Source organism: Burkholderia sp. AU32262, from assembly GCF_020419985.1.
Lineage (GTDB): Bacteria > Pseudomonadota > Gammaproteobacteria > Burkholderiales > Burkholderiaceae > Burkholderia > Burkholderia semiarida.
In genome coordinates, this window is record NZ_JAIZRS010000057.1 from 1 (window position 1) to 13282 (window position 13282).

Sequence of the window (13282 nt, forward strand, 5' to 3'; positions counted from 1 at the left end):
CTTCGCCGAACACGCGCAGCCCCTCGCTGCGCGCGCGCGTGATCACGTCCACCGCGTCCTTCGCCGACACGTGCACGATATACACGGGCACGCCGAGCACCTGCGCGATGCGGATCGCGCGGTTCGCGGCCTCGCCCTCCACTTCCGGCGGCCGCGACAGCGGATGCGCCTCCGGCCCCGTGATCCCGCGCGCGAGCAACGCCTTTTGCAGCTGGAACACGAGCTCGCCGTTCTCCGCGTGCACGGTCGGCAGCGCGCCGAGCTCGAGCGAACGCGTGAAGCTGTTCACGAGAATCTCGTCGTCGGCCATGATCGCGTTCTTGTACGCCATGAAATGCTTGAAGCTCGACACGCCATGCTCGCGCACGAGCGTGCCCATGTCGCGGTGCACGCTGTCGTCCCACCACGTCACGGCCACGTGGAAGCCGTAGTCGGAAGCCGACTTCTCGGCCCAGCCGCGCCATTCCCGGAACGCATCCATCAGCGGCTGCTTCGGGCTCGGAATCACGAAATCGATGATGCTCGTCGTGCCGCCCGACAGCCCGGCAGCGGTGCCCGAGTAGAAATCGTCGCTCGCGGTCGTGCCCATGAACGGCAGTTCCATGTGCGTATGCGGGTCGATCCCGCCCGGCATCACGTACTGGTCGTGCGCATCGACGACCGTTGCGCCGGCCGGCGCGTCGATCCGCTCCGCGATCTGCAGGATCGTGCCGCCGTCCTGCGGGTCCGCGCAGAGCACGTCCGCGCGATAGGAGCGGTCCGCATCGACCACGGTGCCGCCACGAATCAGGATTGCCATTTCGTTGCCTCCTCGTTGACTGTCGGGTGCCGCATGCCGCGCGGGTCGCATCCGGCTCGCGCGTCATGCGCTCGCGATCTGCGCGCGCTGTCCGGCGCGCCACTTCATCCAGGTGCCGTACACGCCGGACGCCAGCACGAGGCCGACGAACCACGCGTACGTGTAAAGCGTGTTGAAAAACGCCGGCACGTTCGGGAACGACGCCGGAAACGCCGTATGCAGGAAGCCCGGCAGGTTCGGCAGCACGCCGATCGCGAGCGCGGCCAGCGCGGCCGGATTCCAGCCGCGCGCGTAGCTGAAGCCGCCGCGCTCGTCGAACAGCGCGCGCGTGTCGAGCCGCGTGCCGCGAATCAGGAAATAGTCGACCATCAGGATGCCCGCGACGGGCCCGAGCAGCGCCGAATAGCCGACGAGCCAGGTGAAGATATAGCCATCCGTCGTCGCGAGGATCTTCCACGGCATCATCACGATCGCGATCGTCGCAGTGATCATCCCGCCCGCGCGGTACGAGATCGCCTTCGGCCACAGGCTCGAAAAATCGTAGGCAGGCCCGACGAGATTCGCGGCGAGGTTGCAGCACATCGTGTCGAGCGTGAGGATCACGAGCGCGATGCCCACGCCGATGCCGGTCATCCGGCTCGTCAGGTCGATCGGATCCCAGATCGCGTTGCCGTAGATCACGACGGTCGCCGACGTCACGACGACCGACACCACCGACAGCAGCGCCATCGGCAGCGGCAGCCCGATCGACTGGCCGATCATCTGGTGGCGCTGCGAATGCGCGAAGCGCGTGAAGTCGGGAATGTTCAGCGCGAGCGTCGCCCAGAAGCCGACCATCGCGGTCAGGCCCGGCCAGAACGTCGCCCAGAAGAGCCCCGCCTTCTTGCCGCCCGCGACGAACTGCGACGGCGCCGACAGCATCGAGCCGACACCGCCCGCCCGCGACGTCGCCCACCACACGAGCGCCACGCACATCACGACCTTGATCGGCGCGGACCAGCTTTCGAGCCAGCGGATCGAATCGGTGCCGTGCAGGATGAAGTACAGCTGCAGCGCCCAGAACACGAGAAAGCACGCGAGCTGCCCGAACGAGATGCCGACGAGCGGCAGCGCCGCGCCGTGCAGCGCGTTGCCGGTCAGGATGTTCAGCAGCGTGTAGATCGCGCTGCCGCCGAGCCAGGTCTGGATGCCGTACCAGCCGCACGCGACGATCGCGCGCAGCAGCGCCGGCAGCTTCGCGCCCTGCGTGCCGAACGACGCGCGCACCAGCACCGCGTACGGAATCCCGTGCTTCGCGCCCGCATGGCCGATCAGCAGCATCGGCACGAGCACGATCAGGTTGCCGAGCAGCACCGTCATCACCGCCTGCCACGGCGACATGCCTTCCTGGATCAGCCCGGCCGCAAGCATGTACGACGCGATGTTCATCACCATCCCGACCCACAGCGCCGCGAAGTGGTACCACTTCCACGTGCGCTGCGCCGGCGTCGTCGGCGCGAGGTCGTCGTTGTACAGGCTGCCGCCGTGCGCCGCGGCGCTGTCGGCATCGGCGGGAATCGCTGCTGGTTTCATTGAACGCGCTCCACGAAAACGTCGGCGCCGGCATCGTACGATGCCGGCCCGGTGAAACGAAAAGCGGCGGCGCAGTCCATCCCGCGCCGCCGGACGCCGGTCAGGCCGCCTTCGCGTGCTTCTCGGGCGCGGTCGCCGGGCCGCCGTTCGCACCGGCATCCGCGCTCGCCGGATTGTTCGGATGCGTGGTCCAGTTCGCGTAGCCGCCCGAATCGACGCGCTCCATCGTGATGCATTGCTCGACCGGACACACATGCATGCAAAGATTGCACCCGACGCATTCCGAATCGATCACTTCGAAATGCCGCACGCCATCCTTCGTCGCCGTGATCGCCTGATGCGACGTATCCTCGCACGCGATGTGGCACAGCCCGCACTGGATGCAGCGGTCCTGGTCGATGCGCGCCTTGATGTCGTATTTCAGGTTCAGGTATTTCCAGTCGGTCACGTTCGGCACCGCGCGGCCGCGGATGTCGTCGAGCGTCGCGTAGCCCTTCTCGTCCATCCAGTTCGACAGCCCGTCGGCGAGATCCGACACGATCCGGAATCCGTAATGCATCGCGGCGGTGCACACCTGCACGCTGCCGGCGCCGAGCACCATGAATTCGGCCGCGTCGCGCCACGACGAGATGCCGCCGATGCCGGAAATCGGCAGGTTCGGCGTTTCCGGGTCGCGCGCGATCTCCGCGACCATGTTCAGCGCGATCGGCTTGACCGCCGGCCCACAATAACCGCCGTGCGTGCCCTTGCCGTCGACGGTCGGCATCGGGGCCATCTGGTCGAGATCCACCGCGACGATCGAGTTGATCGTGTTGATCAGCGACACGCCGTCCGCGCCGCCCTTGTACGCGGCGCGCGACCCCATCCGGATGTCGCTGATGTTCGGCGTGAGCTTCACGAGGCACGGCAGCTTCGTGCCCTCCTTCACCCAGCGCGTGACCATCTCGACGTATTCGGGCACCTGCCCGACCGCCGCGCCCATCCCGCGCTCGCTCATCCCGTGCGGACAGCCGAAGTTGAGTTCGACCGCATCGGCGCCGGTATCCTCGACGAGCGGGAGAATCCATTTCCAGTCGCGCTCGTTGCACGGCACCATCAGCGACACGATCAGCGCGCGGTCCGGCCAGTCGCGCTTCACCTGCGCGATCTCTGTCAGGTTCACGTCGAGCGGGCGGTCGGTGATCAACTCGATGTTGTTCAGCCCCGCGATGCGCTGGCCGTTCCACTGCACCGCGCCGTAGCGCGAACTGACGTTGACGACGTGCGGATCGAGCCCCAGCGTCTTCCAGACGACGCCGCCCCAGCCTGCCTCGAACGCGCGATTGACGTTGTAGGCCTTGTCGGTGGGCGGCGCGGACGCCAGCCAGAACGGATTCGGCGAGGTGATGCCTGCGATGGTGCAGCGAAGATCGGCCATGTTCGGCTCCGTGAGAAGGGTCGTGTTCGGTGTGCTGACGATGCGACGCGCGTTCAGGCCGCCTTCGCGTCGCGCGCGGCGAGCGTCGCGTCGATCGACGCGGCCGCGCGCTTGCCGTCCTGCACGGCCTGCACCGTGAGGTCGATGCCGTCGGTCGCCGCGCAGTCGCCGCCGGCCCATACGTCGGTCAGTGCCGTACGCCCGTCCGCATCCACCGCGATACGCGTGCCGTCCGCGGTCAGCAATTCGGCCGCGACGCCGCGAGGCACGAGCGTCTGGCCGATCGCCTTCAGCACCATGTCCGCATCGACGATGAAGCGCTCACCCGATGCGGCCTCGAATTCGACGCCCGTCGCCTGCCCGTTCACGCCCGCGATGCGCACCGGCTTCGCGTGCGTGACGAGCGCGACGCCACACTTCTGCGCGAACTCGCGCTCGGCCCATGTCGCGCTCATCGCGTCCACGCCGCGCCGGTACACCATCGTCACGCGCTCGGCGCCGAGCTTGCGGCTCTGCACGGCCGCATCGATCGCCGTATTGCCGCCGCCGATCACGACCACGCGTCGCCCGACCGGCACGTTCGCCAGTGTGTCTGCCTGCCGCACCTGCTCGATGAAGTCGACTGCATTCATCACGCCGCCCAGTTGCTCGCCGTCGATCTCGAGCGCACGCACGCCACCGAGCCCCATCGCGAGAAATACCGCGTCGTGCTGCTCGCGCAATGCGTCGAGCGTCACGTCGCGCCCGAGCGCCACGCCCGTTTCCAGCGTGATGCCGCCCACCGACAGCAGCCACTCGACTTCACGCTGCGCGAAATCGTCGACGGTCTTGTACGCGGCGATCCCGTATTCGTTGAGGCCGCCGGCCTTCGGGCGCGCGTCGAACAGCGTGACGCGATGTCCGGCGAGCGCGAGCCGGTGCGCGCATGCGAGCCCGGCCGGCCCCGCGCCCACCACCGCGACATGGCGGCCCGTGTCGGGCGCGCGCCGGAACTGCACCGCACCGGTCTGCATCGCCCAGTCGGTTGCATGCCGCTGCAGCGCGCCGATCGCGACCGGTTGCGCATCCTGATGGTTGCGCACGCACGCGCCTTCGCACAGGATCTCGGTCGGGCACACGCGTGCGCACATCCCGCCGAGCGGATTCGCGGACAGGATGTCGGTCGCGGCGCCTTTCAGGTTGCCGTTGCCGATCTTGCGGATGAAGCTCGGGATGTCGATCTGCGTCGGACACGCGTGCACGCACGGCGCGTCGTAGCAGTAGTGGCAGCGACTTGCGGCGGCCGCCGCCGCGGTCGGATCGAGCAGCGGCGCGATATCGGCGAATTCGCACGAGAGTTGCGTGGACGACAGGCGATGCGCGGCGATATCGCCGGTTGGCTGAGTGGTCATACGCGTTCCTTCGACTGGGTGGAGACAAAGCCGTCCCCGCCGGCTGCGAATGCTCAGTCGGGGCGGTCATGCGTCGGCGTGCTACGGTCAAGCGGTGCGCGGCCTGCCTGTCGCGCTATGTCCGGTCGGTCATGAAGCCGGCTCGCACGCACGCGACAGCATCGCGTGCAGCAGCACGTTCGCGCCGGCCTCGATCCATGCGGGCGTCGCGTCCTCGATCTCGTTGTGGCTGATGCCGTCGACGCAGGGCACGAACACCATCGACGTCGGCGCGACCTGCGCCAGATAGCACGCATCGTGGCCCGCACCCGACACGATGTCGCGATGCGAGTAGCCGAAGCGATCGGCCGCGTCGCGCACGGCCGCCACGCATGCCGGGTCGAACGCGACCGGCTTGTAATAGAAAATCTGCTCGAGTTCGGTGTCGAGCCCGATATCGGCCGCGATGCGCGCGACGCCGTCGCGCAGCGCCGCGTCCATCTTCGCGAGCACGGCGTCGTCCGGATGACGGAAATCGACCGTGAAGAACACGCGGCCGGGAATCACGTTGCGCGAGTTCGGGTAGACCTGCATCATGCCCACCGTCGCGCAGCCGAACGGCGCATGATCGAGGCCGATCCGGTTGACGAGATCGACCACGCGCGCCGCGCCGAGCAGCGCGTCGCGGCGGCGCGGCATCGGCGTCGGTCCCGCGTGCGCTTCCTGGCCGGTGAACGTGATCTCGTACCAGCGCTGCCCCTGCGCGTCGGTCACGACGCCGATCGTCTTGCATTCCGCTTCGAGAATCGGCCCCTGCTCGATATGCAGTTCGAACGCCGCGTGCAGCTTGCGCCCGCCGCACGGCACGTCGCCCGCGTAGCCGATGCGCGCGAGTTCCTCGCCGATCGTCTTGCCGTCCACATCCTTGCGCGACAGCCCGTAGTCGAGCGTGAACACGCCCGCGAATACGCCCGATGCGACCATCGCCGGCGCGAAGCGCGAGCCCTCCTCGTTGGTCCAGATCACGACCTCGACCGGATGCTCGGTCTCGATGCCGTGATCGTTCAGACTGCGAATCACTTCGAGACCGCCGAGCACGCCGTAGATGCCGTCGAAGCGCCCGCCGGTGGGCTGCGAATCCGCATGCGAGCCGGTGACGACAGGCGCCGCGTCGGCCACGCGGCCCGCACGGCGCATGAACACGTTGCCCATCGTATCGACCGTCACCGTGCAGCCGGCGGCCTTCGCCCAGCCGACGATCAGGTCGCGGCCGGCCTTGTCGAGATCGGTCAGCGCGAGCCGACACACGCCGCCTTTCGGCGTCGCGCCGATTTTCGCGACTTCCATCAGGCTGTCCCACAACCGCTTGCCGTCGACCTTGATCGACGTGTCGAAAGCTGCCCGCTTCACTGTTTCCGATACCGCGTTCATTCGTATCGCTCCTGTGGGGTCGGTGATGTCGTCGGCCCGGTCTGTGCCGGTGCGTGCGAGACCTCTTTCGGGGCACGCCGCACGGATGCGGTGCAGGTGCCCGCCGGTTCGCGAAACACGTCAAATCCTGTCCGATTGGACAGGTTTTAGACGATCAAAATGACCAGCGCAACGTCTTTCTTGCGTGACGCGGCAGAGCGAGAACCGTGCCACCGCAACGCAGCATCGCCGTGGCATCACGACATTCCTGTCTGTGCGTGCGACGCGAATCAGCGGCTAGAATGAAGCCCAACGCGGCATGACCGCCGCGCGAGGGTAACGATGAGACATGACGAGGCGACGATCGAAGCCACCGACCGGGACGAAACGCCGGCGCCTTTGCGGCGACGCAAGGCGCACATACGCGAGTCCAACGAAGCACATCTGCTCGCGTGCGCGGAAGCCGTATTCGCGGAACGCGGGCTCGCCGGCGCCAGCACCGCGATGATCGCGGAGCGCGCTGGCCTGCCGAAGGCGAACGTGCACTACTACTTCCCGACCAAGCTCGCGTTGTACCGACGCGTGCTCGACGACCTGTTCGAAGATTGGCATCGCGCGGCCGGTTCGTTCGAGGCCGGCGACGATCCGGTGGACGCGATCGGCAGCTACGTGCGCGCGAAGATGGCGCTGTCGCGGCGGCGCCCGCTCGGCTCGAAGGTCTGGGCCAACGAGATCATCCACGGCGCGGAGCACATGCAGGACATCCTGTCGCAACGTGTGAAGCCGTGGTTCGACACGCGCGTCGAGGTGATCGAAGGCTGGATCGCGCGCGGGCTGCTCGCGCCGATCGACCCGCATGCGCTGATGTACCTGATCTGGTCGACCACGCAACACTATGCGGATTTCGATGCGCAGATTCGCGCGCTGAGCGGCAAGCGCGCGTTCACGAAGAAGGCGTTCGACGAAAAGACCGAGCAGGTCGTGCAGCTCGTGATTCGTGCGTGCGGCGCGGTGTCGCCGAACGCGAAGCCGTAGCGCAACACGGCGAGCCGCCGAATAAAAAGACGGGCGGCGCGCATCACCCGGGGATGTCCCGTGCGATACGCGCCGCCCGTGTTGCCACTTGCGTGCGCGGGTACGACGCGACGCGTCGTGCGTCGTGTCAAGCGATCCGCTCGATTGCAACCGCCGTCGCTTCGCCGCCGCCGATGCACAGCGAGGCGATACCGCGCGTCAACCCGTGCGTCTCGAGCGCGGCCAGCAGCGTCACCATCACGCGCGCACCCGATGCGCCGATCGGATGCCCGAGCGCGCACGCGCCGCCGTGCACGTTCACCTTCTCGTGCGGCAGGTCGAGGTCGCGCATCGCGGCCATCGGCACCACCGCGAACGCTTCGTTGATCTCGAACAGGTCGACGTCGCGCAGGTTCCAGCCGGTTTTCTCCGACAGCTTGCGCAGCGCGCCGATCGGCGCGGTCGCGAACAGGCCGGGCTTGTCCGCATAAGTCGAATGCCCGACGATCACGGCCTTCGGCGTGAGGCCGAGGCGCTCGGCTTCCGAGCGGCGCATCATCACGAGCGCGGCCGCGCCGTCCGAGATCGACGATGCGTTCGCGGCCGTCACCGTGCCACCGTCGCGAAACGCCGGCTTCAGCGTCGGGATCTTGTCGAGTTTCGCCTTGCCCGGCTGCTCGTCGATCGACACGACGCTTTCCGTCTTGCCGGCCTTCACGGTCACCGGCGCGATCTCCGATGCGAAACGCCCATCCGCGATCGCGCGCTGCGCCCGCGTCAGCGACGCAATCGCGAACGCATCCTGCGCTTCGCGCGTGAACTGGTAGGCCTGCGCGCAATCCTCCGCGAACGTGCCCATCAGGCGGCCTTTTTCATATGCGTCCTCGAGCCCGTCGAGGAACATGTGGTCGAGCACCTGCCCGTGCCCCATGCGCATGCCCGCGCGCGCCTTCGGCAGCAGGTACGGCGCATTCGTCATGCTCTCCATCCCGCCCGCGACGGCCACGCCCGCGGACCCCGCCAGCAGCAGGTCGTGCGCGAACATCGCCGCCTTCATGCCCGAACCGCACATCTTGTTGACCGTGGTCGCGCCCGCCGCGAGCGGCAGCCCGGCCTTCAGCGCGGCCTGCCGCGCGGGCGCCTGCCCTTGGCCGGCCGGCAGCACGCAGCCGAACACGATTTCGTCGATACGTTCGGCCGGCACGTTCGCGCGCTCGAGCGCCGCACGAATCGCCACCGCGCCAAGGTCGCTCGCGCTGGCCGCCGCCAGGTCGCCCTGAAAACCGCCCATCGGCGTACGGGCCGCACCCACGATTACGATCGGATCCTGAGTCGTCATGATTCGCTTCCTCCAGTGTCAGCGCGGTGCCATGCGCAACGCGCCATCGAGACGGATGACTTCGCCGTTCAGCATCGTGTTCTCGGCGATGTGGCGCACCAGCGCCGCAAATTCTTCCGGGCGGCCGAGCCGCGGCGGGAACGGCACGCTCTTGCCGAGCGCGTCCTGCACGTCCTGCGGCATGCCGGCCATCATCGGCGTCGCGAAGATGCCGGGCGCGACCGTCACGACGCGAATGCCGAAGCGCGCGAGCTCGCGCGCGATCGGCAGCGTCATGCCCACCACGCCGCTTTTCGACGCCGCATACGCGGCCTGGCCGATCTGCCCGTCGAACGCCGCGACCGACGCGGTGTTGACGATCACGCCGCGCTCGCCTTCCGCGTTCGCGTCCTGCTTCGACATCGCTTCGGCGGCCAGCCGGATCATGTTGAACGTGCCGACGAGGTTGATCGACACCGCGCGCGCGAAGCGGTCGAGCGAATGCGGGCCGTCGCGGCCGACGACCTTCTCGCCCGGCGCGACGCCCGCGCAGTTCACGAGCGCGTCGACGCGACCGAACGCATCGCGCGCGGCGGCGACGGCCGCCTGGCCGTCAGCCTCGCTCGTCACGTCGGTCTTCACGAAGCGCGCGGCCGCGCCGAGTTCGTTGGCGAGACTCGCACCCGCCTCCTCGTTGACGTCCAGCAGCACGGCCTTGCCGCCTTGCGCGACGACCATGCGCGCCACCGCGGCGCCCAGGCCGGAACCTGCGCCCGTAATCAGAAAAACGCGATCCTCGATATTCATTCGCAGTCCATATTCAGGGTTGAACGGCCTTCTCGGCTTCCATCTTGCGCAACACGAAGCGCTGGATCTTGCCGCTCGGGGTTTTCGGCAGCGCGTCGACGAAATCGATCGCGCGCGGATAGGCGTGAGCGGACAGCCGCCGCTTCACGTGCAGACTCAATTCCTCGGCCAGTTCCGGCGTGCCGTCGAACCCTTTCGACAACACGACGAACGCCTTCACGATCTCCGTGCGCTCCGGATCGGGCACGCCGATCACGGCGGCCTCGCTGACGGCCGGATGCTCGATCAGCGCGCTCTCCACGTCGAACGGGCCGATCCGGTAGCCGGACGACGTGATCACGTCGTCCGCGCGGCCGATGAAGCTCACGGCGCCGTCCGGCTCCAGCTCGACGTTGTCGCCGGTCCGGTAATAGCCGCCGGCGATCGCCGGCGTGTCCTGCTGCCAGTAGCCGCGGAACCACAGCAGCGGCGAGCGCGCGATGTCGATCGCGAGGTTGCCGGGCTCGCCGGGGCCGAGCTCGCGGCCCGCTTCGTCGAGCACCGCGACACGGTAGCCCGGCATCGCGAAGCCGGCGGAACCGATGTGCACCACGTGCGCGAGGCCGTGATGGTTGTTCACGACCATCCCGAGTTCGGTCTGGCCGTAGTGATCGTGGATCGGCGCGCCGAGCGCCGCGTGGAACCAGCGCACCACTTCCGGGTTCAGCGGTTCGCCCGCGCTGCTCACCACGCGCAGCCGGCCCTTCGCGCGCGCGGCCGCTTCCGGCCCGGCCGCCATCAGCATCCGGAACGCGGTCGGCGAGCCGGCGAGGCTCGTGATGCCGAGCCGTTCGATCACGTCATACGTGCTGTCGACCGTGAAGCCGCCCTCGTACAGCGTCGTCGCATGGCCGAGCAGCAGCGGGCCGGTGATCGCGTAATAGAGCCCGTATGCCCAGCCCGGATCGGCGATGTTCCAGAACCGGTCGCCGGCGCGCAGATCGATCGCTTCGCGCATGTACGCGCCGAACGCGAGCAGCGCGTACAGCGGTACCGGCACGCCCTTCGGCAAACCCGTCGTGCCCGACGTCGACATCATCATGAACAGGTCCAACCCCTTGCGCAGCACGGGCTCGAACGTATCGGACTGCGCGTCGAGCGCCGCACGGAAATCGATGTCGTGCGCCGACAGCGTCTCGCCTGCTTCGCGCACCGTCGCGACCGGCGGGCAATCGGCGACCTCGTCGAGCTTCGCGCGATTCGCGACGTTCGTCACGACGAGCCGCGCGCCGCTCATGCGCAGCCGGTGCTCGATCGCCTTCGGGCCGAATGCGGTGAACAGCGGCTGGTACACGGCGCCTGCACGCCACGTGCCGAGGATCGTCGCGACGAGCTCGGGCGTGCGCGGCAGCAGCCCGGCCACCACGTCGCCCGGCTTCACGCCCTGCGCGACGAGCAGGTTCGCGACCCGGGCCGAGAGCGCCTGCATCTGCGCGAACGTGAAGCTGTGGTGCCGCCCGCCGGCATCGATCCAGTCGAGCGCGATCGCGTCGGCCTTCGCGTGCCGGTCGCAGCACTCGACGCACGCGTTCAGGCCGCGCTCCAGATCGCCGGCTAGTTGCGCGGCGGCGGTCTCGATACTGAACCGGGCCACGGCGTCGGCGTAGGCCGGCACCGCCCGGGCGGTAGCTCCTTCAGGCATGCGTGTCTCCTGTACGTTATGGCCGCCGACGAGCCAGGGCGCGACGGGGATACATCGATAGTAGACAGCCGCTACATTGCAATCAATGACAAACGGAATCTAGAATCGTGATCGCTTTTGCCATGTCGGAGGACGCAGGAAAATGGGGCCGCAGATGATTTCGCCGGATTTCGTCGACGATGCGCTCGCGTGCCTGCGCCGGCGCGACCTGCCGACCGCGCCCGTGCTGCGCGCCGCCGGGTTGCCGGCCGCGGTGCGCGAGCCCGTCACGCCGCAGCAGTACGGCCGGCTGTGGCTCGCGATCGCCGGCGCGCTCGACGACGAATTCTTCGGGCTCGCCGCGCGTCCGATGCGGCGCGGCAGCTTCACGCTGCTGTGCCACGCGGCGCTGCATGCGGGCACGCTCGACAAGGCGCTGCGGCGTGCGCTGAAGTTCCTGCGGGTAGTGCTCGACGAGCCGCACGGCGAACTCGTCGTGGCCGACGGGCAGGCGCAGATCGTGCTGACGCAATCGGGCGCGCCGTACCCGGCATTCGCGTACCGGACGTTCTGGCTGATCCTGCTCGGCGTCGCGTGCTGGCTGATTGGCCGGCGCATCCCGCTGCAGCGCATCGACTTCGCGTGCCCGAGCCCCGGCCAGCGCAGCGACTATCACCAGTTCTTCGGCGTCCCCGTGCATTTCGACCGGCCCGACAGCCGGCTCGCATTCAACGCCGCGTACCTCGCGCTACCGACGATCCGTTCGGAACAGGCGCTGAAGACCTTCCTTCGCGGTGCGCCCGGCAACCTGCTCGTGCGCTACCGGCACGACACGGGCTGGGTCGCGAAAACGCGCGCGCACCTGAAGGCGCTGCCGGCCGCCGAGTGGCCCGACTTCGACACGCTGGCCGTGCGCCTCGATACGACGCCCGCGACGCTGCGGCGGCGTTTGCGCAGCGAAGGGCAAAGCTTCGCCGCGATCAAGGACGAGTTGCGCGGCGCGCTGGCGCAGTCGCTGTTGCGCGGGCATGCGCTCGGCGTCGCGGAGATCGCGGCCGAGCTCGGCTTCACCGAGCCGAGCGCTTTTCATCGCGCGTTCCGGAAATGGACCGGCACGAGCCCCGGCGCGTTTCGGCGCGACGTCCATGCGGCGGAGGCGGAGTCTTGAATGACCGGTGGATTCGAAGCGTCTCGTCAGGTGCCGCCGATACGATGCGACCTGGATGGCTGTTCGTCCATCCTGGTTACATGGGGCGAGCGTGGCCCGTGCGCTGTGGGAAGCGGTTCGGGCTGAAGCCGCTGCGAGAGGCATCCAAAGCTTTGTGATCGAAGCGGATCCGAATGCCGCATCGTTCTATCTGGCGCTGGGAGCTGAAAAGATCGGCGAAAAAGAATCGAGAGCGATCCCGGGCCGATTTTTTCCGATCTTGCGGATCACGGTCTGATGGATGAACGGATGGCAGCAAGACGGCTCGCTGCATCATGCTTCTCGGGGTGCCGAAATGCAAAAACCCCCGCCTTGTCGGGCGGGGGTTTCTGGCTTAGGGAGCCTGACGATTACCTACTTTCACACGGGAATCCGCACTATCATCGGCGTGGAGTCGTTTCACGGTCCTGTTCGGGATGGGAAGGGGTGGGACCGACTCGCTATGGTCATCAGGCAAAGGGGGTTGTTGCGTTGCTTCGCAGCGCAACCAATCTTGGAAGAAGCAGTAATCTTGAGTTGTGTGTATCACACACGAGAATCCAACTTGTCTCGTCTTGCTACGCAGGTCACCGGTACTTCAACCGGCGCGCCGCATCGATCAGCTTCGCTGCTCGACGCTCTGCGTGGGATGCTCGTAAGTGCTGAAGCACTAACGATCATCGACACAAGGCAGACTTGTTATAGGATCAAGCCTTACGGGCAATTAGT

General features: G+C 67.7%; 10 protein-coding genes, 1 rRNA gene and 1 pseudogene. 3 read left to right on the plus strand and 9 right to left on the minus strand.

The genetic code is table 11. From position 1 onward, the window contains the following. The 5 genes from LGN10_RS33100 to LGN10_RS33120 form a co-directional block, all read right to left on the minus strand. A partial coding sequence (locus LGN10_RS33100; protein ID WP_226226255.1) for an amidohydrolase family protein occupies positions 1 to 799 on the minus strand: 799 nt, incomplete at its 3' end. A 63-nt stretch (positions 800 to 862) separates the two neighbouring features. Further along, positions 863 to 2371, minus strand: a complete 1509-nt coding sequence (locus LGN10_RS33105) for an NCS1 family nucleobase:cation symporter-1 (RefSeq protein WP_226226256.1) — start codon at positions 2369 to 2371, stop codon at positions 863 to 865. Between the two features lie 100 nt (positions 2372 to 2471). Continuing rightward, the gene (gene preA / locus LGN10_RS33110; protein WP_226226257.1) at positions 2472 to 3788 is read right to left on the minus strand and encodes an NAD-dependent dihydropyrimidine dehydrogenase subunit PreA; all 1317 of its coding nucleotides are present in this window, start codon (positions 3786 to 3788) and stop codon (positions 2472 to 2474) included. A gap of 53 nt (positions 3789 to 3841) precedes the next feature. Further along, the gene (locus tag LGN10_RS33115; RefSeq protein ID WP_226226258.1) at positions 3842 to 5179 is read right to left on the minus strand and encodes an NAD(P)-dependent oxidoreductase; all 1338 of its coding nucleotides are present in this window, start codon (positions 5177 to 5179) and stop codon (positions 3842 to 3844) included. A gap of 129 nt (positions 5180 to 5308) precedes the next feature. Beyond that, entirely contained in the window at positions 5309 to 6589 is a 1281-nt protein-coding gene (locus LGN10_RS33120) for a Zn-dependent hydrolase (RefSeq protein WP_226226260.1), read from the minus strand. Between the two features lie 321 nt (positions 6590 to 6910). On the opposite strand from LGN10_RS33120, the gene LGN10_RS33125 reads away from it, so the two are divergent. Beyond that, positions 6911 to 7603: a TetR/AcrR family transcriptional regulator gene (locus tag LGN10_RS33125; protein WP_059644942.1), complete on the plus strand. Its 693-nt coding sequence runs from the start codon at positions 6911 to 6913 to the stop codon at positions 7601 to 7603. A gap of 127 nt (positions 7604 to 7730) precedes the next feature. On the opposite strand, the gene LGN10_RS33130 is transcribed toward LGN10_RS33125, so the two are convergent. From LGN10_RS33130 to LGN10_RS33140, 3 genes are read right to left on the minus strand one after another with little or no spacing between them, the layout of a single operon-like run. Next, on the minus strand, positions 7731 to 8921 hold the full coding sequence (locus LGN10_RS33130) for an acetyl-CoA C-acetyltransferase (protein ID WP_059578882.1): 1191 nt from the start codon (positions 8919 to 8921) through the stop codon (positions 7731 to 7733). Between the two features lie 18 nt (positions 8922 to 8939). Continuing rightward, positions 8940 to 9707: a 3-hydroxyacyl-CoA dehydrogenase gene (locus LGN10_RS33135; protein WP_059578885.1), complete on the minus strand. Its 768-nt coding sequence runs from the start codon at positions 9705 to 9707 to the stop codon at positions 8940 to 8942. 13 nt (positions 9708 to 9720) lie between these two features. Further along, positions 9721 to 11388 carry an acyl-CoA synthetase gene (locus LGN10_RS33140; RefSeq protein ID WP_226226261.1) on the minus strand — a complete coding sequence of 556 codons (1668 nt, stop codon included), beginning with the start codon at positions 11386 to 11388 and terminating at the stop codon, positions 9721 to 9723. Between the two features lie 142 nt (positions 11389 to 11530). On the opposite strand from LGN10_RS33140, the gene LGN10_RS33145 reads away from it, so the two are divergent. Next, positions 11531 to 12535: an AraC family transcriptional regulator gene (locus LGN10_RS33145; protein ID WP_226226263.1), complete on the plus strand. Its 1005-nt coding sequence runs from the start codon at positions 11531 to 11533 to the stop codon at positions 12533 to 12535. A 44-nt stretch (positions 12536 to 12579) separates the two neighbouring features. After that, positions 12580 to 12812, plus strand: a pseudogene (locus LGN10_RS33150) (GNAT family N-acetyltransferase); the annotation flags it as partial. 103 nt (positions 12813 to 12915) lie between these two features. Here LGN10_RS33150 and rrf read toward each other — a convergent pair. Continuing rightward, positions 12916 to 13028 (minus strand): 5S ribosomal RNA (gene rrf, locus LGN10_RS33155). Positions 13029 to 13282 lie beyond the last annotated feature (254 nt).

Bases quoted from the DNA above. Each gene is read 5' to 3' on its own strand.
- LGN10_RS33125 (WP_059644942.1), top strand. From the start codon at position 6,911: ATGAGACATGACGAGGCGACGATCGAAGCCACCGACCGGGACGAAACG.
- LGN10_RS33105 (WP_226226256.1), bottom strand. From the start codon at position 2,371: ATGAAACCAGCAGCGATTCCCGCCGATGCCGACAGCGCCGCGGCGCAC.
- LGN10_RS33140 (WP_226226261.1), bottom strand. From the start codon at position 11,388: ATGCCTGAAGGAGCTACCGCCCGGGCGGTGCCGGCCTACGCCGACGCC.
- LGN10_RS33115 (WP_226226258.1), bottom strand. From the start codon at position 5,179: ATGACCACTCAGCCAACCGGCGATATCGCCGCGCATCGCCTGTCGTCC.
- preA (WP_226226257.1), bottom strand. From the start codon at position 3,788: ATGGCCGATCTTCGCTGCACCATCGCAGGCATCACCTCGCCGAATCCG.
- LGN10_RS33135 (WP_059578885.1), bottom strand. From the start codon at position 9,707: ATGAATATCGAGGATCGCGTTTTTCTGATTACGGGCGCAGGTTCCGGC.
- LGN10_RS33120 (WP_226226260.1), bottom strand. From the start codon at position 6,589: ATGAACGCGGTATCGGAAACAGTGAAGCGGGCAGCTTTCGACACGTCG.
- LGN10_RS33145 (WP_226226263.1), top strand. From the start codon at position 11,531: ATGGGGCCGCAGATGATTTCGCCGGATTTCGTCGACGATGCGCTCGCG.
- LGN10_RS33130 (WP_059578882.1), bottom strand. From the start codon at position 8,921: ATGACGACTCAGGATCCGATCGTAATCGTGGGTGCGGCCCGTACGCCG.